Here is a 21446-nt window from a genome sequence, read left to right as displayed (position 1 = left end):
GGTCACGGTCCCTTGCTCGTGTGCTCGGCCGGCGTGGGAGCCGGGGACCCGCGATTCGGGAGACTCGCGGTCCGGGGCTTGCGGTCCGGAAGGTCGTGGTCCGGGGCCTGCGGTCCGGAAGGTCGCGGTCAGGGAGGTCGCGGGGCTCAGGAAGTCGCGGGTCTCAGGAGGAGGCGGCGAGTGCCGAGCCCGCCGTGGGCTGGGTGAAGCGCCGGTTGTGGTAGATCAGCGGCTCGGCGCCGGAGAGGAAGACGGACTCGACGCGGCCGACCAGGATGCTGTGGTCCCCGCCGTCCAGGACCTCGTGAAGGGCGCAGGCGAGCCGCGCGGTGGCGGCGGGCAGTCCCGGCAGTCCCGACTCGCAGGGCACCATCGGACTGCCGCCGAACTTGTCGCCGCCGGAGCGCGCGAAGGTTCCCGCGATCTCCCGCTGGTCCGAGGCCAGGACGTTGACCAGGAAGCGGCGCGCGGAGACGAACGCGCCGTGGCAGGTGGCCGTCTTGGCGGGGCAGACGAGGATCAGGGGCGGATCGAGGGACAGGGAGCTGAAGGAGCTCGCGGTGAAGCCCCAGCGCCGGCCGGCCACGTCGACGGTGGTCACGATGGTGACCGGGGTGGGTACATGGGCCATGGTCCGGGTGAACTCGGCGGGATCGACGGTGGTCAACAGTCCTCCTGGCTCGGGGATGGGTGCGCTGGTGTACCGGGCACGAGGCGGGTGCGGCCGGGAGTACGGGGCGGCGACGGCATGCGGGGCGCGGTCGTCGTGCGCACCGCGCACGTCCCGGCGTACCCCCGCGTCATGACGCGGCGCGGACCACGATCGCCGAGTTGAAGCCTCCCCTGCCCCGGGCGAGGACCAGCGCCGTCCGCAGCCGGGCGGGGCGCACCTCGGTCACCAGGTCGACCGGGCAGTCCGCGGCCGGCTCGGTGACGCCCGTGGTCGGAGGGATGACCTGGTCCCGCAGGGCGAGCAGCGCCGCCGCCACATCGAGGGAACCCGCGCCCGCCGCGAGCCGTCCGGTCATGGTCTTCGGCGCGGTCACGGGGACTCCGCGCGGACCGAACAGCGCGGCGAGGGCCTCGCTCTCCTCTCGGTCCTCGGTGCGCCGGCCCGCCGCGTCGGCGAAGACCACGTCGACGTCGGCCGGCTCCACGCCCGCGTCGCGCAAGGACAGTGCGGCGGCGTCGCGCAGCCGGGGCGCACCGGGGGTGCCGGGCCCCGGGTCGAACGTGGAGGCGTACCCGGCGATGGTTCCGTACCGGTGGGCGCCCCGCTCCCGTGCCGCCGCCCCGTCCTCCAGGACGAGCAGGGCCCCGCCCTCGCCCACGACATGCCCGTCGGCGTCGGCGGAGAACGGCCGGTAGGCCCGGCCGGGGTCCTCGCCCGGGCTCAGCTCGCCGCCGGCCAGGTGAGCCGTCCAGCCCCACGGGCACAGGGCTGAGTCCACACCGCCGGTGACGACCAGACGTACCCCCTTGCGGACCTGGCGGCGGGCCTGGGCGATCGCGTCGAGTCCGCCCGCCTGCTCGGTGACCAGGACCCCGCTCGGCCCGCGCAACCCGTTGCGGATGGAGATCTGGCCGGTGTTGACGGCGTAGAACCAGGCGAAGGACTGGTAGGCGCTGACGAACTGGCCGCCCTTGCTCCACAGGGCCTCCAGTTCCCGCTGGCCGAACTCGAAGCCGCCCGCGGAGGCCGCCGTGACGACGCCGCCGCCGAAGTCGGGCAGGTCCGCCGGGTCCACCCCGGCGTCGCCGAGCGCCTCCTCGGCGGCGGTGAGGGCGAGGCGGGTCATGTGGTCGGTCTGCGGCAGGAGGCGGCCGGGGATGTGGGCGGCCGGGTCGAAGTCCGGGACCTCGCCGGCCAGCTTCGCCGGGTAGGAGGTGGCGTCGAAGCGGGTGAGAGGACCGATACCGCTCCTGCCGTCGAGGACGGCGCTCCACCAGGCACGGGTGCCCAGGCCGTTGGGTGCCGTGACACCGATACCGGTGACGACCGGCGCGGCGGTCTTCGGGGCGGGAGCGGCGTCCCCAAAGGGGCGGGAGAGTGCCTCGGCGGTCATGACGTGACTCCCGGTCGGGGGCGGGTGAGGATCATGGCGCTCTGGAAGCCGCCGAAGCCGCTGCCGACGCTGAGCACGGTGTCGGTGCGCTGTTCGCGGGCGGTGAGCGGGGTGTAGTCCAGGTCGCAGGCGGGGTCGGCGTGGTGCAGGTTGGCCGTGGGAGGGACCGTGTTGCGCTCGATGGCCAGGGCGCTGGCGGCCACCTCCAGGGAGCCGATGGCGCCGAGCGAGTGCCCGATCATCGATTTGATGGAGCTGACCGGGATGTCGTAGGCGTGCGGTCCGAGGCTCCGCTTGAACGCGGCCGTCTCGTGCCGGTCGTTCTGCTTGGTGCCCGAGCCGTGGGCGTTGACGTAGTCGACGGCGGTACGGTCGAGCCTCGCTTCGTCCAGCGCGGCGGTGATGGCTTCGGCCATCTCGGCCCCGTCGGGGCGCAGGCCCGTCATGTGGTAGGCGTTGCACCGGCTCGCGAACCCGGCGATCTCCGCGTAGACATGGGCGCCGCGCCGGCGGGCGCTCTCCAGTTCCTCCAGGATCAGCACCGCGGAGCCTTCGCCGAGGACGAAGCCGTTACGGGTGGCGTCGAAGGGCCGGGACGCGGTCTCCGCCTCCTCGTTCCGCGGCGATGTGGCCTTGATCGCGTCGAAGCAGGCCACGGTGATCGGGGATATGGGGGCCTCGGTGGCGCCCGTGATCATCATGTCGGCGCTGCCCTCGCGGATCAGTTCCACGGCGTGGCCGATGGAGTCGAGACCGGAGGTGCATCCCGTGGAGACCAGGGCGACGGGTCCCTGGGCACCCGCCCGCCAGGCGACCTCGGCGGCCAGGGAGCTCGGTACGAAGTAGTCGAACAGGTGCGGTACGGCCAGGGTGTGGTCGACCTCCCAGGTGCTGCCGCCCCGGCTCACGTTGTTGTACTCGGTGTCGAGGCCCATGGTGCAGCCGACAGCGCTGCCGAGGGTGACGCCGGTGCGTGTGGGGTCCAGTTCCGCGGTGTCGAGACCGCTGTCGCGCAGGGCCTCGTCGGTGCTGACGAGCGCGAACTGCGCGGCACGGTCCAGGCGTGCCGCGTCCTCCTCGGTCAGTCCGTGGTCGAGCGGGTCGAAGTCCGCCTCGGCGGCGATGCGTGAGCGGAACTGCGAGGCGTCGAACGTGCTGATGGGCCGGGTGGCGGTCTTTCCGGCGGTGAGCAGGGACCAGAATTCCTTGGTGCCCACGCCCCCGGGTGCGACCACGCCTATTCCGGTGATGACGACGCGTCGGCTCATGGGGTGTCCTTCACGGTGAGGCTCTCCGGATGCGGTCGGTTCGGTACGGGAGGGAACGCCGGGCTCACGCCGCCTGCCCCGCTCCTCGCGCTGCCAGGGCCTTGCGCAGCGATGTGACGACGGTGAGGACGTCCTCGTCGCTGAGGCCCGGGTGCAGGGGCAGACACAAGGTGCGGTCGGAGGCCCAGTCGGATGCGGGCAGTTGCGGGCCGGTGTGCCCGTACGCGGGCACCTTGTGGAGCGGCGCGTAGCGGAAGGTGGTGTAGATGTCGTCGGCGAGGAGGTCGCCGGCCACCTGGTCGCGGATGCCGGGGGGCATCTGGATCCAGTAGAAGTAGTGGGTGGACTCATGGCCCGGCGGTAGCGGCGGCGGGGTGAGGAGGCCGTCGGTATCCGCGAGTTCCCGGTCGTAGAGGGTGACGATCTCGTTGCGCCGGGCGATCATTCCGGGCAGCCGGCGCAGCTGTACGGAGCCGATGGCGGCGGTCAGGTCGTTGCCGATGACCCGGCGCCCGGGCTCGGGGATGTCGAGTTCCCACCAGCGGGCGGAGACCTTCGCGTGGCCGAAGCCGCTGGGCTGGGCGAGGCCGTGGTAGGCGAGACGGCGGACCCGGGCGGCCTGTTCCGCGTCGCGTACGTAGAGCATCCCGCCGTCCCCGGTGACGAGGACCTTCATCGCGTCGAAGCTCCACATGGAGAGGTTCCCGAAGGTGCCCACGGCCTTGCCCCCGACGCGTGAGGCCACCGAGCAGGCCGCGTCCTCGATCAGGGTGATGCCGCGTCGCCGGCAGAGTGCGGAGATCCGCTCGATGTCGCCGGGGTAGCCGCCGTAGTGCAGTACGACGACTGCCCTGGTGCGGTCGGTGAGGGCGCTTTCGACATCCTCGGCGGTGGGGTTGAGGGTGCGCCGTTCCACGTCGCAGAAGACGGGCTTCGCTCCGCAGGTGAGGACCGCGTTGGCGGCTGCGAGGAAGCTGAGCGAGGGCATGACGACCTCGTCGCCGTCCTGGAGATCCAGCGACTCGACGGCCAGGAACAGCCCGGCCGTACCGGAGTTGACGAAGACGACGTGCTCCGGTGCCACCCCGAGGTGGCCGGCGAAGGCCGCCTCGAAGGCCTTGGTCCGTGAGCCGTGTCCGAGCCACTGGTCCTCGAACACCTGAGCAACCGCATCGAGTTCCTCAGCACCCACGTGGGGCTGAAAGAGATTGATCATGGCCGCCTCTCAAGTCCTGATGTCGCAGTCGAGCTTGAGAAGGGCCGCTCGACACCGGATCGAGGACCGGTGGTGCGCGGCCCGCGGGGCGGTGCGCCGGGGCCGGGCCCCCGAGTGGCCTTCGAGTGCTGCTCCAGGGCCGGAAATCACCCTTTGCCTGCGTGCCATGACGAACTGCCGAGGAGTTTTCATGTCGGATCAGGACAAGCGGGTTGCTGTGGTGACGGGCGCTACCAGCGGGATCGGGCTGGAGTCGGCCCGGACGCTGGCCTCGTCCGGCCACCGGGTCTTCATCGGGTCCCGGAGTGCGGACCAGGTGGCCGAGACGGTCAAGCTGCTCCGGGGCGAGGGGCTGGAGGTCGACGGCGCTGTCCTGGACGTCCGGGACAACGACAGCGTTCACCGGTGGGTCGAGGCCGCGGTGGAACGCTTCGGCACGGTCGACGTGGTCGTCAACAACGCCGGGCGGTCCGGTGGCGGGGTCACGGCGGACATCGCCGACGAATTGTGGAACGACGTCATCGAGACGAACCTCAACAGCGTCTTCCGGGTCACCCGGGAGGTGCTGAACACCGGCGGCATGCGGCAGAAGAGCCGGGGCCGGATCATCAACATCGCCTCGACCGCCGGGAAGCAGGGTGTCGTCCTCGGCGCCCCCTACTCGGCCTCCAAGCACGGGGTCGTCGGCTTCACCAAGGCGCTGGGCAACGAGCTCGCGCCCACCGGGATCACCGTCAACGCGGTCTGCCCCGGCTATGTCGAGACGCCCATGGCGCAGCGCGTCCGGCAGGGCTACGCGGCGGCGTACGAGACCAGCGAGGAGGCGATCCTGGAGAAGTTCCAGGCCAAGATCCCGCTGGGCCGCTACTCGACGCCCCAGGAGGTCGCCGGCCTGGTCGGCTATCTGGCCTCCGACACCGCCGCGTCCATCACGTCCCAGGCCCTCAACGTCTGCGGCGGCCTCGGCAACTTCTGACCGCACCGCAGCCGGACGACGAACCGTTCCCGACCAAGGAGTGCCCGCCATGACACAGACCGGATCGCGTGACGTGGAGCACGAGATCACCATCTCGGCCCCGGCCGCCGAGGTCTACCGGCTGATCGCCGACGTGACCAACTGGCCGCGCATCTTCCCTCCCACCATCTACGTCGACCAGGTCGCCGAAGGCCCCGGCGAGGAACGCATCCGGATCTGGGCGACGGCCAACGGCGAGGCCAAGAACTGGACCTCACGCCGCACCCTGGACCCCGAGGGGCTGCGGATCACCTTCCGCCAGGAGGTCTCCGCCCCGCCGGTCGCGGCGATGGGCGGCGCCTGGATCATCGAGCCCATCGGCGCGGCCGCCTCGCGGGTGCGGCTGCTCCACGACTACCGGGCCATCGACGACGACCCCGAGAGCCTGAAGTGGATCGACGAGGCCGTCGACCGCAACTCCCGTTCGGAACTCGCGGCGCTCAGGACGAACGTGGAGCTGGCGCACGCCGCCGCCGGCCTGACGTTCTCCTTCGAGGACACCGTCCGGATCGCCGGATCGGCCAAGGACGCCTTCGACTTCGTCAACGAGGCCGACCGCTGGCACGAACGCCTGCCGCACGTGGCCACCGTCCGGCTCACCGAGGACACCCCGGGCCTGCAGGAACTGGAGATGGACACCCGGGCCAAGGACGGCTCGACGCACACCACCAAGTCGTACCGGGTGACCTTTCCGCACCACAGGATCGCCTACAAACAGACCACGCTGCCGGCCCTGATGACCCTGCACACGGGTTACTGGACCTTCGTGGAGGAGGTGGACGGCGTCACCGCAACCTCCCAGCACACCGTCACCGTGAACACCGAGAACATCGCGCGGATCCTCGGCCCCGAGGCGACCGTCGAGGACGCCAAGGGCTACATCCACACGGCGCTCAGCACCAACAGCACCGCGACACTCCAGCATGCCAAGGCCTTCGCCGAGCAGCGGGCAGGGCGGTGAGCCGGCCCATGTCACGCTGCTGGTTCGTCACCGGAGCCTCCCGGGGGCTCGGTCACGCCATCGCCGAGACGGCGCTCGCGCACGGGGACACGGTCGTGGTGACCGCCCGCGCCGCCGACTCGCTCGACGGCCTGGTCAAGCGGTACGGGGACCGGGCGGTACCGATGGTGCTCGACGTCACCGACCGGGCCGCGGTGTTCGCCGCCGTCGCCGAGGCGGCCGAACGCACCGGCCGGATCGACGTCGTCCTGAACAACGCGGGCTACGGGCTGTCCGGCGCGGTCGAGGAGGTGTCCGAACAGCAGGTCCGCGACCAGTTCGACGTGAATTTCTTCGGTGCGCTGTGGGTCACCCAGGCGGTGCTGCCCGTACTGCGCAGGCAAGGCGGGGGCCACATCCTCCAGATGTCGAGCATCGCCGGCGTCACGACCTATCCGAACCTCGGCGCCTACTGCGCGAGCAAGTGGGCGCTGGAGGCCGCGAGCGAGGCGCTCGCGCAGGAGGTCTCGGGCTTCGGCGTGAAGGTCACCCTGCTGGAGGCGGGCGAGTTCCGCACCGGGTGGAGTGCCGAGAGCATGGTGCGGGCCACGCCCAAGACCGCGTACGACGCCGTGCTCGCCAAGCGCAGGCACGGCCTGTCCGGCGCGTACGCCCACCTCCAGCCCGGCGATCCGGCGAAGGCCGGTACCGCGATCCTCGAACTCCTCGACGCCGAGGAGCCGCCGTTGCGGGTTCTGCTGGGCAGCGGGGCGGCCGAACTCGCGCCCACCGTGCTGCGCGGACGGCTGGCCGAGTGGGAGGCCTGGAACCGGCTGGCCCGCACCACGGACTCACCCCCGCCGGAGGCGTCGTGAGGGACCCGGCCGAGGGCCCGGAGCCCGGCCCGGCGGCCACGCCGGCGCGGCCGGGCGCCCTGGGGCTGTTCTCCGGCCTGCGTCCCGTGACGCTCGGGGTGTGGGTCCTCGCCCAGGCCCTCGCGATCGCCTGGATCGCGTACGGCCACACCAGGGCGCCCCTGCCCCAGCCCGGGGACCACACCTGGTGGCACAGCTCGGGGCCGGTGGCTGCCGAGGGCGTGCGGCTGGGGCTGTTCACGGCTCTGGTCACGGCCGCGTTCTACCTGCTGCTGCCGCTGTCGGCGCTCGCGGCCCGGGCCCTGCGGCGACGGGCACGCGGGGGCGGCGCCGTGTCGCCGTACCTGCTTCTCGCCGCCGTCTCCGCCGCGCTCTCCGCGGCCGTCTGCCTGCCCGTCGTCGCGCTGGCCTCGGCTCTGTCGGGCAACGCGTCGGTGTGGTCCGCGGGGGTCGCCGACATCCCCACCGTACTGCGGCTGTGTGCTGCCGCCGGGCTGCTCGTAGCGGTGGCCCTCGGGGTGCCGTGGACGGCCACGGGACCCCGGCGAACCATTCATTCGACGATAGGCTTCTGATGCTGAACCGACGTCACGCGCTCCAGATCACCGCCGCCGCGGGCGCCGCCGCCCTCCTGCCCTGGGACCGGCTCACCGGCTCCTCCGCACCGGCCGCGACCACCATCGCCGCCGCGGAGGCGGCCCCCATCAGCCCGTTCGCCCACGCCATGCCGGTGCCTGCGGTCCTCGCCCCGGTCTCCTCCACGAAGACCTCGCAACTGTACGAGCTGCGGATGCGCGAGGCACAGGTCGAGATCGTCAAGGGCCTCACCTCCCGTGTGCGCACCTACGGCGGCACCTTCCCCGGGCCGACGATCAAGGCGACCCAGGGCCGTGAGGTGGTCGTCCGGCAGATCAACGAGCTGTCGGTGAACACGGCCGTGCACCTGCACGGCGGACACGTACGGTCCGAGCACGACGGGCTTCCGATGGACACCATCGTGCCCGGTGCCGAGCGCACGTACCGCTACCCGAACGACCAGCCGGCCGCCTCGCTCTGGTACCACGACCACGCCCATCACCTGGAGGCCGAGAACGTCTATCTGGGGCTGCACGGTCTGTACCTGCTCAGCGACCGCAACGAGCGGAGCCTGCCCCTGCCGTCCGGGGCCCACGACGTGCCGCTCGTCATCCGCGACGCCCGGGTGGAGGCGGACGGCACCCTCCTCTACACCCGCCCGTCCGACTGCCCGCACATGCTGGTCAACGGCAAGGAGCGCCCGTACTTCAAGGCCGCGGCGCGCAAGTACCGGCTGCGGATCTACAACGCCTGCGCCAACCGCTACTTCAAGCTGCGGTTCGCCGACGGTGCCGCGTTCACCCAGATCGGGACGGACGGCGGGCTTCTGGAGCAGCCCGTCACCCGCACCGAACTGCTGATGCTCGGCGGGGAGCGGGCCGACATCGTGGTCGACTTCTCCCGCTACCGCGAGGGCAGTTCGATCGTCCTGGAGAACACCGGGGCACTGTCGACCGAGCGGCCGGAGGTCATGCGCTTCGACGTCGGCCGCGCGGCCGCGGACCACAGTTACGTACCGCGCCGTCTGGCATCGGCCCCGCCGGCCCTGCCGAGGCGCACCGTGCAGCGTGACTTCGAGATCCGCACGTTCCCGGCGATGACCATCAACGGCCTCTCCTACGACCCGGACCGGGTCGATGTGACGGCCCGGCTGGGTGCCACCGAGGAGTGGACGATCCGCAATGTGGACGTGCCGGCCGCGCCCGGCAGCCCGGACTTCCACCTGTGGCACAGTTTCCACACGCACCTGACGTTCTTCCGCGTCCTGGAACGCAACGGGCAGCGTCCGGGGATCCGGGACGCCGGGCTCAAGGACACCGTGACGCTGGGCCCCGGTGAGACCGTGAAGATAGCGATGACCTGGGGGCCGTTCACGGGCGAGTACGTCTACCACTGCCACCAGCTCGGCCACTCCTCGGGCGGTCAGATGGGCCGTATCGACGTCGTCGGCTGAGGTGCCCGCCGGGCCTGCGGGCCCGGACGGCGCACAGCGGCGCCGGAACCCCCGGGGGTTCCGGCGCCGCTGTGCGTCCGCTCACTCCCAGCTGCTCGTGACAGCGCCGTCCGGCCCGAACACCCGCATGCGCTCGACGTACAGCTCCTGCTCGCGCACCTCGGCGATCCGGCCCAGCAGCCGGTCGAGATCCTCGTGGACCGAGAGGTAGCGGCCGTGGAGGGCGTCGTACCGTCCGGTGGCGAGGGCCGCCACCAGCCGGCCGCTCTCCCCGGCGGGCGTCCAGTCGTGATCGGGGAAGCGGGCGGCGAAGGGCTCTGTCATACGGGTCCGTACGGAGCCGGGGTTGATCGAGAAGGTCCGCACACCGGTGTCCCCGGACGCGTCCAGCGAGAGGCCCAGCGACTCGGTGATCCGGATCCGCGCCGCTTTGCTGAACTGGTAGGCGGTGAGCGGGCAGGGCAGGGCGCCGAGGTCGCTGGCGACCATGATGACGCGTCCGCGCCCCTCGGAGAGCATGGTGGGCAGGACCGCGCGGGAGCAGACGAGCGGGCCCCGGACATTGACCTCGACGGTGCGCCACCAGTCGTCGAGGTCGGCCTCCCAGAGCGGAGGTTCACCGATCGTGTACGTGGCCGCGTTGTTGACGAGCAGGCTCACCGGCCCGAAGTGGTCGTCCACCTGCTTCACCACCCGGCCGACGGCCTGCTCGTCGGTGATGTCGGCCGGTGTCACCAGGACGCGGGAGCGGTGCTCGCCGGCGAGCGCCGCGGTCTCCTCCAGCTCCTCACGGGTACGGGCCAGGAGCGCCACGCGAGCGCCTTCCCGTACGAGGGCGAGGGCGATGGCACGGCCGATCCCCCGGCCGCCGCCGGTCACGATCGCCACCTGGTCCGACAGGGTCATACGGGTCTCCAAGGGTCAGGGCGGCGGCGCCCCGGTCGCGCAGCCGCGGGTGGTCCTCGACGGGGAGGAGCGGGTCCGGATCGCGTCCGTACGGCAACGGTCGGGGGACGACCGTCCCCGACCCCGCTGGAGTTCCGCTCGAAAGGCGCGGAGCCGAGCGGCCGTGCGGCGGGTGACCTGGGGCTCTTCCCGTCGAGCCGCCCTCCAGCCGTGCTGGATCGCCGGGGTTCACGGTTGTCCCATGGCCTGCCCGAGGTGCCCGCGTCACCGCGACGATGGAAGAGAGTGGTGCTGATGACCGACCGGACGACCTCCGGCACGGATCTTCCCGGCCGAGGACGCGAACTCGCCTCTCTGGCCGCACTCCACGCCGAACAGGCCGACAGGGAAAGCCAGTTGCCGCCCGTCATGGTCGAGCAGATCGTGGCGGCCGGTTTCGCCCGGCACTTCGTCCCCACCCGCTGGAACGGCCGGGCGGGGTCGGTCACCGACCTGTTCCACGCCGTCTCGGCCGTCGCCGAGGGCTGCACGTCCGCCGCCTGGAGTGCGTCCGTGATCGCGAGCGCCGGACGGATGGGCGCTTTCCTGCCCCTCGAAGGGCAGCAGGATCTGTGGGCCAAGGGGGCCGATACGCTCGTGGTGGGAGCGCTGATGCCCCGCGGCGACGCCACCCCGGTGCCGGGCGGCTGGCGGGTCAGCGGCTCGTGGAGCTACGCCAGTGTCGTCGACTTCTCCGACTGGGCGCTGGTGTGTGCCCTGGTGACCGTCGACGGGCGTCAGGTGCCCTGGTTCTTCGCGCTCCCGCGCGAGGACTACACGGTGACCGCGACCTGGGCGTCGACGGGCATGCGCGGGACCGGCAGCAACAGCCTCGCCGTCGAAGACGCCTTCGTTCCGGAGCACCGTGGCTTCACCCGTCAGAACATGATCGCGGGCCACGGTGTCGGCTCCGATGCGCCCTGCCACACCGCTCCCCTGCGGCTGGTGAGCGGTCTCCTCTTCGGCGCTCCCGCGGTCGGCGCCGCGCGGACGGCGCTGCGCGCCTTCGCGGAGCTCTCCGCGCCCGTCGCCCCCGACAACCCGGCACCGCGCGCCGCTCTCGCCCGGGCGGCGGTCGCGGTGAACGGTGCCGGGCTGCTGATGGAGCGGGCGGCCCGGGTGGCGGACGCGCCCCGGTGCGACCCGGCCGACCTGGCGCGCAACCCCGCCGACTGCGCGTACGCCGTGGAGCAGCTCCTGGACGCCGTCGAACGGCTGACCCGGGCAGCGGGCAGTGCGGCGTTGTCCGACGGGAGTGCGCTGGAGCGGATCTGGCGGGATCTGCACAGCCTGTCCAGCCATGTGGCGCTGCGCTTCGACCCCGCGGCCGTCGCCTACGGGGCACGGCTCCTGGAACTCTCCGGCGGGCCGGACGCCCGATGACCTCAGACCAGCAACCGCAGCCGGTTCTCCGGCGTACTCAGGAAAGGCAGTGCGCATGACCGACCCGACCGACCACGTCCCGGCCGAACTCTACTCCCGGATCCAGCAGTTCTATGCCAGGCAGATGGGTCTCCTCGACGACGGCAGGGCCGACGACTGGGCCGACACCTTCACCGAGGACGCCGTCTTCCAGGAGGCGAGCAGGCTGAACGAACCCCTGCGTGGCCGGGACGCCATCAGGGAGTCCTCCCGGGCCCGCAAGAAGCGGCTCGAAGCGGACAAGCTCGACTTCCGGCACTGGCTCGGGATGCTCACCGTGACCCCGCGGGAGGACGGCTCGCTGCAGACCCGTGCCTACGCCTTGGCGATGCGCGTGCCGGCCGGCGGTGAGCTCGACATCTTCGCCAGCGTCGTCTGCCACGACCAGCTGGTGCTGACGGACGGTACGTGGCAGGTCCGCCACCGCGACCTGCACCATGACGGCTCCGGCCGCGACTGACGAGGCTGAGGAGCCGCCATGAAATTCGGGATCGTCTTCTTTCCCACGGTAGGTCCGTCCGACAAGTCCGCCGAGGTGTATTTCGACGAGGCCCTGCGACTCGTCGACCTCGCCGAGGAACTCGGCTTCGAGCATGTGAAGATCGTCGAGCACTACTTCTTCTCGTACGGCGGCTACAGTCCGGACCCGGTGACCTTCCTCGCCGCGGCGGCGGGCCGTACCCGGCGCGTGCGGCTGGGCACCAGCGCCACCATCCCCGCCTTCCAGCACCCGGTGAAACTCGCGGGCAAGCTGGCCATGCTCGACAACATCTCCCACGGCCGGCTCGACGCCGCGTTCGGACGGGCTTTCCTGCCCGACGAGTTCAAGGCGTTCGGCATCCCCATGGACGAGTCCAGGGACCGTTTCGTCGAGGGGGTGGATGCCATCAAGCGGCTGTGGACGGAGGAGGACGTCGTCTTCGACGGCACCTTCCACCGGTTCGGGCCGGTGACGCTGCTCCCGCGGCCCGTGCAGCAGCCGCACCCGCCGGTGTTCGTCACCACCGCACGGAGCGCGGAGTCCTGCGCCGAGGCGGGCCGCGCGGGGCACCATCTGCAGACCGTGCCGAACGTGATGAGCACGGAGGAGTTGCAGAGCCGGCTCGCGGTCTACCGCGCGGAGTGGGCGGCCTCCGGCCGCACCCCGGGGACCGAGCAGATCCACTTCAGCTACCCGTGCGTGGTCGCGGAGGACGGGCAGGAGGCACGCCGCAAGGGGCGCGTCGACGACGACCGCAACTCCGCGGCCATCCGGGACGCCGTCGCCTCCTGGGGCACCACACGCTCGGAGGCCTATCCGGGGTACGAGAAGCTGGTCGAGGCGACGAAGACCTCGCACTTCGAGTCGAAGATGGAGCAGAACAAGCTGCTCATCGGCTCCCCGGACCAGGTCCGTTCCCAGCTGGAGCAGATCTCCCAGTGGTTCGGCGACGACATCACGATCAGCCTCGGCGTGCACTCGGGGCACCTGTCGTACGAGGACGCGGCGGCGACCATGCGGCTGATGGCCGAACAGGTGCTGCCCAAGCTGAACGGAGGCCGCGGATGAGCCCGCACCGGCAGCGCACCGTGACGGTCATCGGCGCCGGGACGATCGGACTCGGCTGGATCGCGCTCTTCCTCGGGCACGGCCACCGGGTCCGGGTCAACAGCCGGCGGGCGCAGGCGCCTCGGATCGTGGATGAGGCGCTGGAGCTCTTCGCGCCGTTCCTGCCGCCGGGCTCGGCGGACCCCGCCACCTTCTCCGCGAACCTGGAGTTCGTGCCCGACCTGGAGAAGGCGGTGGCGGACGCCGATGTCATCGTCGAGAACGCCCCGGAGAACCTGGAGCTGAAGCAGGAGCTGTTCGAGCGGATCGGGAAGGCGGCTCCGAAGGACGCGCTGCTCCTGTCGTCGACCTCGACGCTGGGGCCCGACGCCCTGGGTGCGCGGATGGCGGATTCCAGCCGTCTCGTCGTCGGTCATCCCTTCAACCCGCCGCACGTCGTCCCGCTGGTCGAGGTCGTCGCGGGTGAACGGACCTCCCCGGCGGCCGTGATCGAGGCGGTGGAGTTCCTGACGTCGGTGGGGCGGACACCGGTCGTCCTGCGCAAGCCCATCCTGGCGTTCGCCGCCAACCGGCTCCAGTCCGCCCTGTTGCGCGAGTCGGTGCACCTGGTGCGGGAGGGTGTGGTCTCGCTGGAGGAGCTGGACCAGGTGGTGACGCAATCCGTCGGACTGCGCTGGGCCACCGTGGGGCCGTTCCTCGCCTTCCACCTGGGCGGCGGTCAGGGGGGCCTGCGCAAATGGCTCGGGACGCTCGGCGCCAACCTGGAGCGCGGCTGGGAGGAGCTGGGCCGCCCGCCGATGGACGAGGAGACGATCAACTCGCTCATCGAGCAGGCGGAAGCGGCGTACGGCGACAGGTCGTACGAGGAACTGGTCCGCGAACGGGACACCAAGCAGACGGCGATCCTGCGGACGCTCGCCGAGGTATCCCGGGAGGAGTGACCCCGCGGGCCGGAGGAGTGACCCCCCGGACCGTGTGCCGGACACCTTCACGGTTCCTGGCACACGGTGTACCGGCCGGTCAGGCCCTCGCCTCGTGGACGGCGAGCTCCTGGCCGCGCGGCAGCGGGACGCGGTCCATGGTGTCCGCGCCCAGGAGTCTGCTCTGCAGCCGCTGCATCTGCGGCGAGGGCTCCAGGCCCAGTTCTTCGGCGAGCAGTCTGCGGACATGCTGGTACGCGTGCAGGGCCTCGGCTCGCCGGCCGGCGCTGCCGAGAGCCGAGATGAGCTGGCAGTGGAACCATTCGTTGAGCGGGTAGTCGTTGATCAGGCGGCGCAGGCCCGGGATGGAGTCGCCCTGCCGGCCGAGCCGCCCCTCGGCCTCGATGCGGATCTCGAAGGCCCTGATCCGCAACTCCTCCAGGTGGACGATATGACCGGCGAGGACGTCTCCGGCGGGAAAATTGGAGAGCGCGGGGCCTCGCCACAGGGCCAGCGCGCGGTTGATGTGGTCCAGGGCCGCGGCGGGGTCTCCCGCGGCGAGCCGGTCGCGGCCCTGGGCCACCAGCTGTTCGAAGACACGGATGTCGACCTCGCTGTCGTCGACCTGGATCGCGTAGCCGGGAGCACTGGTGACGATGAGGGTACGGCCGGGCTCCACCAGTCTTTCGTTCACGAACATGCGGCGGGCGTGGTAGACGTACGTCTGCAGGGTCGTGACCGCGCTGCGGGGAGGACGCTCGCCCCACAGTTCCTTGATCAGTGACTCGGCGGTGACGATCTCGTTCGGCCGGGTGAGCAGCAGGGCCAGTGTCTGGCAGACCTTCGGGGTTCCGGGGTGGTAGATCCTGCCGTCATCGGTGACGACCTCGAAAGGTCCGATGAGATTGAAGCGCATCGAATTCAACTCCATGTCAGCAGCGACTGGTTGACGATTGCAGCGACCCGATCGAAAGCAACTCAAGTCTCCAAGGCGCTAGTTGGGCATACAAGCACCGTAGGGTCAGGCTGAGGTCAACTTGTGTCAGGAACGCGTGGTCCTGCGGCCGGATTCTTTCCCCGAGGTCAGAGGGAGCGCAGAACGGAGGATTCCGTTCTGCCCCGGACCCCGGGGGCGGGCAGGGCCGCGTCCCGCGCGAGCAGGCACTCCTCCAGAAAGGCCAGGGCCCGCAGGTGGTACGTCCGTGCCGCCCAGCCGAGCGAGATGTTGTGCCCGGCGTGCGGCTGACGCACCACCTCGGCCCGGGGAGCGGCGAGCGGGGCGAGCAGCTCGGCCACCGCCTGTTCGTCGTGGCGCCACCACTGCTCCTGCTCGGCGAATGTGAAGCGGACCGGTACCCGCACCCGGGCGGCGATCTCCGGATACATCCGGGGCCACGACAGGGTCTCCCCCGCCTCGCGTGAGGGCACCGGCCGGACGAGTCCGCTGCTCGTCAGCAGCGCGTCCGGCGGATAGAAGCGCAGGGCGCCCCAGTGCTTGCGCCAGGCTCCGCGCCCGTCCCGGCCGGGCAGTTCCCGGTGCTCCACCGCGAAGCGGCGGCCCAGGCCGGAGATGTCCACGCCGAGCAGCGGGGTCGCACCCACGCGGTCCTCGCCCGCGGCCGCCAGTGCGAGCCGGCCGCCGCTGGAGTGGGCGAGGAGGAAGAACCCGGCGCCCCTGGCCGTACCGGGTGCGAACCCCGCCAGGGCGCTACGGAGGACCTCCCCCTGGCCGGCCAGGTCGAGACCTTCGGGGTGGCGCCGGGCCGAGGCGCCGTAGCCGGGCCGGTCGAGCGAGAGGACCGTGAAGCCCAGTTCGGCGCCGAGCGTGAGCAGGGACAGTCCCGGGCGGGCCCGGCTGTCGAAGTATCCCGCGCTCATCCCGCCCCCGTGCAGGGCCACCACCACGGCGCGGGGCGCGCGGCCGGGGGGCTCCGCGAGGAGGCCGGACAGCGGTGTGCCGCCGGCATCGAGTGTGAGGGGGCGGATCTGCGGAGACTCGGGGATCGGCGTTGCCATGGTCGCTCCTGCCGGTGACGGTGGTCAGGGGACGGTACGTGTGGGGGCGGCGATCCCGGCTCACCCGGCCGACGCGTGGGCACGTACCGCGTCGAGCAGGTCCGCCTGGCGCTGGATCACCGGGTCCGCGGGGGCGCCGGCGCGCACGGCCTCGGTGAAGTCCGCCAGCGTGGCGAGGACCTGGTCGTCGGGCGGCAGGACGATCTCCTGGACCGCGCCCTCGCGTTCGAGCCTGACCCGCGGCAGGTGGTCGGCCGGCGGGGTGAAGGCGCGGTCCAGGGTGAGGAGGCCCTCGCTGCCCCAGATCTCGTACCGGGAGCGGTAGGCGTGGTCCAGGCCGAACGTGAGGTGGGCGCCGACCCCCTGGGGCGTGCGCAGCAGCGCGGTGCCCCCGATGTCGACCCCCGTACCGGCGCCGTCGCGCAGGAGGACGGCTCCGGTGACCTGAAGGTGGTGACCGAGCAGGAGCAGGGCGGCCCGTACCGGGTAGACGCCGGTGTCCGCGAGGGCACCGCCACCGAGTGCCGGGTCGAAGCGGATGTCGTCGTCCGGCAGGCGGGGAATCGCGAAGGCCGCGCGGAAGGCCCGGACCTCGCCGATCGCGCCGTCGGCCACCAGCCGCCCCACCGCCCGGTGCTGGCTGTGGTGGACGAACATGACGTTCTCCCTGAGCACCAGCCCGCGCCTTCCGGCCAGTGCCAGCAGGTCCGCCGTGGCGGCGGCGTCCGTGGTCAGCGGCTTCTCCGCGAGGACGTGCTTGCCCGCGCGGAGCGCCGCCGCCACCCACCGCGCGTGCAGGGCCGCGGGGAGCGGCACGTACACGGCGTCGATGTCGGGGCGGGCGAGCAGCTCGTCGTATCCGTGCACCGGCTCGCAGCCGGCCTCGGCGGCGGTTCTGCGGGCCTTGTCCGGGTCACGGCTGGCGACGGCCACCAGGTCGATGCCCGGGTACTGCCGCATCGAGGGCAGGACGCGGCGGCGTGCGATGCCGGCGCAGCCGAGTACGCCGGTCCGTAGGGCTGCCATCAGAGCCGTACCGCCCCCGTGGTCAGGCAGGACAGGAGCGTGCGGGCCTGGACGTTCAGATAGTGGTTGTGCCGCAGGAGGGCGGTCAGCTGGTACGGCGTGGCCCAGCGGTATCCGGGCGGGGGGTCGAGGGGGGCCGCGACCGCGTCGGCCTCGACGAAGAGGTAGCGGCTCTCGGCGTTACGGAAGCGGCCGCCCTCCTCCGAGTGCCGGGCCTCATAGCGGATCGCGGCCGGGTCGGCGCCGAGCACGGCGTCGAGGAACAGCGGTCGGTCGGAGCCCGTCAGATGCGCGTAGTTCGACGGTGTGTACTGGACGGTGGGCCCCAGTTCGACGGTCTCGGCGAAGCCCGCCTCGACGCGCGCGTGCACCAGGAGATGCGGCACCCCGCCGATCCTGCGGGTCAGGAACGCGGTGACGCCGAGCCCCTTCGGCTCGAACAGCGGCTGGGTCCAGTGGGCCACCTCGCGGCTGCCCGCCTGGACGGACACGGCGACGACGTCGAAGTAGCGGCCCTCCTCGTGGACGATCGACCACGCTCCCCGGCGCCACCCGGGAAGACCAGCCAGCGGCACCGTCCGGGCGTGCACCTCATGGGCGGAGCGCTCCTCGGTGAACCAGGACAGCAGGGCTATGTCCTGGTGCGGTGCGAGCCCGCCGGGGTCGGGCCAGGGCAGGCAGGCAAGGACCGTGCGCGCGTCCATGTTGATGACGTTGTCCCGCCGCAGCAGTCGGCCGATCTGCTGGAGGGTCAGCCAGCGGAAGTCCTCGTGCGCGGGCACATCGCCCTCGACCTCGACGAGCATGTTGCGGTTGCTCTTGCGGAAGAACCACGAGCCGTGTTCCGACTGGAGGACGTCGGCGAGTACCCGGCCCTGCCGCGGGCCGCGGAAGTACTCCAGGTACCGGACGTCCGCGCCCTTGTGGGCCTTGGTGTAGTTGCTCCGGGTGGCCTGTACGGTCGGCGAGATCTGGAGCAGGTTGGAGTTGCCGGGCTCCATCTTCGCCTGCATCAGGAAGTGCGGGACCCCGTCGAACTCCTTGACCAGGATGCCCAGGATGCCCACTTCGGGCTGCACGATGATCGGCTGGTGCCAGGCGGGGCCCGCGTCTCCAGTGGTGACGTGCAGGCCCCGCACGGTGAAGAACCGTCCGCTGCGGTGTCCGAGGTCTCCGGTGACGGGGTCGAAGGACCACCCGTCGAGCGCGTCGAACGCGATGGGCTCCACCTCGAACCGGTGCGCCGCGCGGCGCTCCTCCAGCCAGTCCAGGACGTCCCGGAGACCTCCGGCCTGGGCGGGCGGGGCGGTGTGCGCGCTCATGCCCGCCCTCCCACGAACTCCTTGACTGAGGAGATGACGTAGTCCATCATCTCGTCGGTCAGCGCCGGATAGACGCCGACCCAGAAGGTCTGCTCGGCGATGATGTCGCTGTTGGTGAGCTCGCCGACCACCCGGTGCTCCTGGCCGATGTAGGCCGGGTGGCGGGTGAGGTTGCCGGCGAAGAGGCGCCGGGTGCCGATCTTGCGGTCCTCCAGGAAACCGACCAGGGCCGCGCGGCTGAACGGCGCGTCGGGGTCGACCGTCAGCGCGAACCCGAACCAGCTCGGATCGCTGCGCGGCGTCGCCTCGGGCAGCACCAGATGCGGAACGCCGTCGAGCCCGTCCCGCAGACGCCGCCAGTTGCGGCGGCGTGCGGTGCAGAAGTCGTCGAGCTTGTCCAGCTGGGTCAGGCCCAGGGCGGCCTGGATGTCGGTGGCCTTCATGTTGTAGCCGACGTGGCTGAAGATGTACTTGTGGTCGTAGCCCTCGGGCAGGGTTCCCATCTGGTACTGGAACCGCTTCAGGCACTTGTTGGTCTCGCCCGGCTCGCACCAGCAGTCCCTGCCCCAGTCGCGCAGCGACTCCACGATCCGCGCGAGCGCCAGGTTCGACGTCAGGACGCAGCCGCCCTCGCCCATCGTCAGATGGTGGGCGGGGTAGAAGCTCACCGTCGTGATGTCGCCGAAGGTGCCGGTGGCCCGGCCGTCGTAGGTGGAGCCGACCGCGTCGCAGTTGTCCTCGATCAGGAACAGGTCGTGTTCCTCGGCCAGTTGGGCGATCTCCGCGACTTCGAAGGGGTTGCCGAGCGCGTGGGCGATCATGATGGCGCGCGTCTTCGGTCCGATGGCCGCGGCCACCCGCTCCGCCGTGGTGTTGTAGGTGGCGAGCTCCACGTCGACGAAGACCGGCACGAGCCCGTTCTGGATGATCGGGTTCACGGTGGTGGGGAAGCCCGCCGCCACCGTGATCACCTCGTCGCCGCGGCGCAGCCTGCGGTCCTCCAGAAGGGGGGAGGTGAACGCCGTGAGGGCGAGGAGGTTCGCGGAGGAACCGGAGTTGACCAGGTGGGCCTTGCGGAGCCCGAGGGCCCGGGCGAACCGGGACTCGAACTTCCGTGAGCTCGGCCCCGCCGCGATCCGCATCTCCAGGGCCGCCTCGACCAGCGCCGTACGGTCGCGTTCGTCGAGGACGGCGCCCGCGGGCCAGATCTCGGTCGTTCCGGGGACGAAGGGCCCGTTGGCCTGGCGGTCCTGATGGAGCTTCACCGTCTCGTCGAGGATCAGACCCTTGTGGACGTCCATGAGGCGTTTCCTTCCTCGCTCGTCGGGCCGGAGGATCCGCCGCGGTGCTTCACCGGCTTCCACCAGCCTGGATTGTCGCGGTACCAGGCGACCGTGTCGGCCAGTCCCCGGGCGAAGGGGATACGGGGGGCGTAACCGAGCTCCTCCCGGATCCTGGTCTCGTCGAGCGCGTACCGCAGATCGTGTCCCTTGCGGTCGGTGACACGGCGTATCACCGACTCGTCGGCACCGCAGAGCCCGATCAGCCGCCGGGTGATGTCCAGATTCGTCCGCTCGTCACCACCGCCGATGTTGTAGATCCGGCCGGCCCGCCCCCGGTCCAGGACCAGGGCGATCGCACGGCAGTGGTCGTCGACGTGCAGCCACTCCCGGACGTTGCGCCCGTCCCCGTAGAGCGGCAGGTCCTCGCCCTCCAGCAGGTTGGTGACGAAGAGGGGGATCAGTTTCTCGGGGTGCTGGAAGGGGCCGTAGTTGTTGGAGCAGCGGGTGATCGAGACGTCCAGGCCGTGGGTGCGCCAGTAGGAGCGGGCGATCAGATCGGACGAGGCCTTGGACGCGGCGTACGGGGAGTTGGGCAGCAGCGGCCGGTCCTCGTCCCACGATCCGTCGGCGATCGACCCGTACACCTCGTCCGTCGAGATGTGGACGACGCGTTCGACGCCGGCGGCGAGACAGGCGTCCAGGAGGACCTGGGTACCGCCCACGTTCGTACGGACGAAGGCCGCCGCGGAGTGGACGGACCGGTCCACGTGGGACTCGGCGGCGAAGTGCACCACCGCGTCGTGGCCGGGGAGCAGCTCCCGCAGGAGCCGCGCGTCGCACACGTCACCGTGGACGAAGTCGAGCCGGGCGTCGGAGGGCGGGAGGTTCGCGCGGTTGCCCGCGTAGGTGAGCTTGTCGAGGACGGTGACCCGCGTCCGCTCGTGCCCCGCGTATCCGCCGGCGAGCAGCGTGCGGACGAAGTGTGAGCCGATGAAGCCGGCGCCTCCGGTGACCAACAGTCTCATGTCACCACCTCGGCTGGCGTACGGTCGATGACGGGCTGCGTCATGGCGTCTTCTCCTCGTGATGCCGCTCCACGGGGGAGAGGCGTTCTCCAGGACCGATGCCAGGAGAACGCGGACGGATCGCGGACCGGTCGTGGCCCGCACGAGCGCAGCGGCCGGGGCAGGTCGGCCCCGCGCGCCACAGGGGTGCGCGGGGCCGCGGGGGCCTTCCTCAGCCGCCGGCGACTCTCCTGAGGTTGTCGTTGACGGCTTCGACCAGGGCACGGGGGGTCCGGTTGTCGTTGAGGACCTCGTCGTCCAGCGTGATGCCGTACTCACGCTCGATACGGCCGCCGGTCTCCAGGAGCGCCAGCGAGTCGTAGCCCAGGTTCTCGAAGTCGGTGTCCAGGATGTCGCCGCCGAGAGCGGCGCTCTCGTCGGCTCCGGCGCCCTCGAAGAGGATGCGTTTGAGGTCGTCGATGGTGAAGTGGTGCTCGGACACAGCGGTTCCTTTCATCGATCGGCCGCACCCGGCGTTTTCCGTGGTGCG

21 protein-coding genes are annotated in these 21446 nt (G+C 71.4%); 9 read left to right on the top strand and 12 right to left on the bottom strand.

Annotation, left to right across the window (positions count from 1 at the left end; all coding sequences use genetic code 11):
- Positions 1-163: 163 nt before the first annotated feature.
- The 4 genes from IF17_RS0104030 to IF17_RS0104015 all read right to left on the bottom strand — a co-directional run bounded on the left by IF17_RS0104030 (position 164) and on the right by IF17_RS0104015 (position 4550).
- Positions 164-667, bottom strand: a complete 504-nt coding sequence (locus IF17_RS0104030; protein ID WP_237667218.1) for a flavin reductase family protein — start codon at positions 665-667, stop codon at positions 164-166.
- Between the two features lie 133 nt (positions 668-800).
- Entirely contained in the window at positions 801-2066 is a 1266-nt protein-coding gene (locus tag IF17_RS0104025; protein WP_030562206.1) for a ketosynthase chain-length factor, read from the bottom strand.
- Positions 2063-3334, bottom strand: coding sequence for a beta-ketoacyl-[acyl-carrier-protein] synthase family protein (locus tag IF17_RS0104020; protein ID WP_030562204.1), 1272 nt, complete (start codon positions 3332-3334; stop codon positions 2063-2065). Before IF17_RS0104020 ends, IF17_RS0104025 begins: the two co-directional genes overlap by 4 nt.
- 64 nt (positions 3335-3398) lie before the next feature.
- A complete protein-coding gene (locus IF17_RS0104015) occupies positions 3399-4550 on the bottom strand; it encodes a DegT/DnrJ/EryC1/StrS family aminotransferase (RefSeq protein WP_030562202.1) in 1152 nt (383 codons plus the stop codon).
- 190 nt (positions 4551-4740) lie between these two features.
- Between IF17_RS0104015 and fabG the strand changes: the two genes are divergently transcribed.
- The 5 genes from fabG to IF17_RS0103990 are packed head-to-tail and all read left to right on the top strand — an operon-like array spanning position 4741 to position 9409.
- Positions 4741-5526 carry a 3-oxoacyl-ACP reductase FabG gene (fabG, locus tag IF17_RS0104010; protein ID WP_030562199.1) on the top strand — a complete coding sequence of 262 codons (786 nt, stop codon included), beginning with the start codon at positions 4741-4743 and terminating at the stop codon, positions 5524-5526.
- Positions 5527-5575: 49 nt separating this feature from the next.
- A complete protein-coding gene (locus IF17_RS0104005) occupies positions 5576-6526 on the top strand; it encodes an aromatase/cyclase (protein WP_030562197.1) in 951 nt (316 codons plus the stop codon).
- A gap of 8 nt (positions 6527-6534) precedes the next feature.
- Positions 6535-7380 carry an oxidoreductase gene (locus IF17_RS0104000; protein ID WP_030562195.1) on the top strand — a complete coding sequence of 282 codons (846 nt, stop codon included), beginning with the start codon at positions 6535-6537 and terminating at the stop codon, positions 7378-7380.
- The gene (locus IF17_RS0103995; RefSeq protein ID WP_030562192.1) at positions 7377-7955 is read left to right on the top strand and encodes a hypothetical protein; all 579 of its coding nucleotides are present in this window, start codon (positions 7377-7379) and stop codon (positions 7953-7955) included. The genes IF17_RS0104000 and IF17_RS0103995 overlap by 4 nt, the downstream gene beginning before the upstream one ends.
- Complete coding sequence (locus IF17_RS0103990; RefSeq protein WP_030562190.1) at positions 7955-9409, top strand: multicopper oxidase family protein; 1455 nt, start codon at positions 7955-7957, stop codon at positions 9407-9409. The genes IF17_RS0103995 and IF17_RS0103990 overlap by 1 nt, the downstream gene beginning before the upstream one ends.
- A gap of 81 nt (positions 9410-9490) precedes the next feature.
- On the opposite strand, the gene IF17_RS01000000136130 is transcribed toward IF17_RS0103990, so the two are convergent.
- Complete coding sequence (locus IF17_RS01000000136130; RefSeq protein WP_051883879.1) at positions 9491-10315, bottom strand: SDR family NAD(P)-dependent oxidoreductase; 825 nt, start codon at positions 10313-10315, stop codon at positions 9491-9493.
- Between the two features lie 294 nt (positions 10316-10609).
- Between IF17_RS01000000136130 and IF17_RS0103980 the strand changes: the two genes are divergently transcribed.
- From IF17_RS0103980 to IF17_RS0103965, 4 genes are read left to right on the top strand one after another with little or no spacing between them, the layout of a single operon-like run.
- Positions 10610-11737 (top strand): acyl-CoA dehydrogenase family protein, encoded by a 1128-nt coding sequence (locus tag IF17_RS0103980; RefSeq protein WP_032771761.1) that lies wholly within the window; start codon positions 10610-10612, stop codon positions 11735-11737.
- A gap of 55 nt (positions 11738-11792) precedes the next feature.
- Positions 11793-12236, top strand: coding sequence for a nuclear transport factor 2 family protein (locus IF17_RS0103975; RefSeq protein ID WP_030562185.1), 444 nt, complete (start codon positions 11793-11795; stop codon positions 12234-12236).
- Positions 12237-12254: 18 nt separating this feature from the next.
- Complete coding sequence (locus IF17_RS0103970) at positions 12255-13325, top strand: LLM class flavin-dependent oxidoreductase (RefSeq protein WP_030562184.1); 1071 nt, start codon at positions 12255-12257, stop codon at positions 13323-13325.
- Entirely contained in the window at positions 13322-14266 is a 945-nt protein-coding gene (locus tag IF17_RS0103965) for a 3-hydroxyacyl-CoA dehydrogenase NAD-binding domain-containing protein (protein WP_030562182.1), read from the top strand. Before IF17_RS0103970 ends, IF17_RS0103965 begins: the two co-directional genes overlap by 4 nt.
- Before the next feature lie 79 nt (positions 14267-14345).
- Here IF17_RS0103965 and IF17_RS0103960 read toward each other — a convergent pair whose 3' ends face one another.
- The 7 genes from IF17_RS0103960 to IF17_RS0103930 all read right to left on the bottom strand — a co-directional run bounded on the left by IF17_RS0103960 (position 14346) and on the right by IF17_RS0103930 (position 21398).
- Positions 14346-15161: an AfsR/SARP family transcriptional regulator gene (locus tag IF17_RS0103960; protein ID WP_030562180.1), complete on the bottom strand. Its 816-nt coding sequence runs from the start codon at positions 15159-15161 to the stop codon at positions 14346-14348.
- Positions 15162-15328: 167 nt separating this feature from the next.
- Positions 15329-16261, bottom strand: coding sequence for an alpha/beta hydrolase (locus tag IF17_RS0103955; RefSeq protein ID WP_179115488.1), 933 nt, complete (start codon positions 16259-16261; stop codon positions 15329-15331).
- Positions 16262-16321: 60 nt separating this feature from the next.
- Entirely contained in the window at positions 16322-17287 is a 966-nt protein-coding gene (locus tag IF17_RS0103950) for a Gfo/Idh/MocA family protein (protein WP_030562176.1), read from the bottom strand.
- Positions 17287-18609: an NDP-hexose 2,3-dehydratase family protein gene (locus IF17_RS0103945; RefSeq protein ID WP_051883878.1), complete on the bottom strand. Its 1323-nt coding sequence runs from the start codon at positions 18607-18609 to the stop codon at positions 17287-17289. The genes IF17_RS0103950 and IF17_RS0103945 overlap by 1 nt, the downstream gene beginning before the upstream one ends.
- Positions 18606-19910 carry a lipopolysaccharide biosynthesis protein RfbH gene (gene rfbH, locus IF17_RS0103940; protein WP_030562174.1) on the bottom strand — a complete coding sequence of 435 codons (1305 nt, stop codon included), beginning with the start codon at positions 19908-19910 and terminating at the stop codon, positions 18606-18608. Before rfbH ends, IF17_RS0103945 begins: the two co-directional genes overlap by 4 nt.
- Positions 19889-20917 carry a dTDP-glucose 4,6-dehydratase gene (gene rfbB, locus IF17_RS0103935; protein WP_051883877.1) on the bottom strand — a complete coding sequence of 343 codons (1029 nt, stop codon included), beginning with the start codon at positions 20915-20917 and terminating at the stop codon, positions 19889-19891. The genes rfbH and rfbB overlap by 22 nt, the downstream gene beginning before the upstream one ends.
- A 211-nt stretch (positions 20918-21128) precedes the next feature.
- A complete protein-coding gene (locus IF17_RS0103930) occupies positions 21129-21398 on the bottom strand; it encodes an acyl carrier protein (RefSeq protein WP_030562171.1) in 270 nt (89 codons plus the stop codon).
- Between the last annotated feature and the right edge of the window lie 48 nt (positions 21399-21446).

Origin of the sequence: Streptomyces cyaneofuscatus (genome assembly GCF_000718135.1) — a bacterium.
Taxonomy (GTDB): domain Bacteria; phylum Actinomycetota; class Actinomycetes; order Streptomycetales; family Streptomycetaceae; genus Streptomyces; species Streptomyces cyaneofuscatus.
This window is presented reverse-complemented; position numbering and strand designations above follow the sequence as displayed.

Coding starts and splice junctions, on each gene's coding strand:
- IF17_RS0104015 (WP_030562202.1), bottom strand. CDS start 4,550: ATGATCAATCTCTTTCAGCCCCACGTGGGTGCTGAGGAACTCGATGCG.
- IF17_RS0104005 (WP_030562197.1), top strand. CDS start 5,576: ATGACACAGACCGGATCGCGTGACGTGGAGCACGAGATCACCATCTCG.
- IF17_RS0104025 (WP_030562206.1), bottom strand. CDS start 2,066: ATGACCGCCGAGGCACTCTCCCGCCCCTTTGGGGACGCCGCTCCCGCC.
- IF17_RS0103955 (WP_179115488.1), bottom strand. CDS start 16,261: ATGGCAACGCCGATCCCCGAGTCTCCGCAGATCCGCCCCCTCACACTC.
- rfbH (WP_030562174.1), bottom strand. CDS start 19,910: ATGGACGTCCACAAGGGTCTGATCCTCGACGAGACGGTGAAGCTCCAT.
- IF17_RS0103950 (WP_030562176.1), bottom strand. CDS start 17,287: ATGGCAGCCCTACGGACCGGCGTACTCGGCTGCGCCGGCATCGCACGC.
- IF17_RS0103965 (WP_030562182.1), top strand. CDS start 13,322: ATGAGCCCGCACCGGCAGCGCACCGTGACGGTCATCGGCGCCGGGACG.
- IF17_RS0103945 (WP_051883878.1), bottom strand. CDS start 18,609: ATGAGCGCGCACACCGCCCCGCCCGCCCAGGCCGGAGGTCTCCGGGAC.
- IF17_RS0103970 (WP_030562184.1), top strand. CDS start 12,255: ATGAAATTCGGGATCGTCTTCTTTCCCACGGTAGGTCCGTCCGACAAG.
- IF17_RS01000000136130 (WP_051883879.1), bottom strand. CDS start 10,315: ATGACCCTGTCGGACCAGGTGGCGATCGTGACCGGCGGCGGCCGGGGG.
- rfbB (WP_051883877.1), bottom strand. CDS start 20,917: ATGAGACTGTTGGTCACCGGAGGCGCCGGCTTCATCGGCTCACACTTC.
- fabG (WP_030562199.1), top strand. CDS start 4,741: ATGTCGGATCAGGACAAGCGGGTTGCTGTGGTGACGGGCGCTACCAGC.
- IF17_RS0103960 (WP_030562180.1), bottom strand. CDS start 15,161: ATGCGCTTCAATCTCATCGGACCTTTCGAGGTCGTCACCGATGACGGC.
- IF17_RS0103980 (WP_032771761.1), top strand. CDS start 10,610: ATGACCGACCGGACGACCTCCGGCACGGATCTTCCCGGCCGAGGACGC.
- IF17_RS0104000 (WP_030562195.1), top strand. CDS start 6,535: ATGTCACGCTGCTGGTTCGTCACCGGAGCCTCCCGGGGGCTCGGTCAC.
- IF17_RS0103990 (WP_030562190.1), top strand. CDS start 7,955: ATGCTGAACCGACGTCACGCGCTCCAGATCACCGCCGCCGCGGGCGCC.
- IF17_RS0104020 (WP_030562204.1), bottom strand. CDS start 3,334: ATGAGCCGACGCGTCGTCATCACCGGAATAGGCGTGGTCGCACCCGGG.
- IF17_RS0103975 (WP_030562185.1), top strand. CDS start 11,793: ATGACCGACCCGACCGACCACGTCCCGGCCGAACTCTACTCCCGGATC.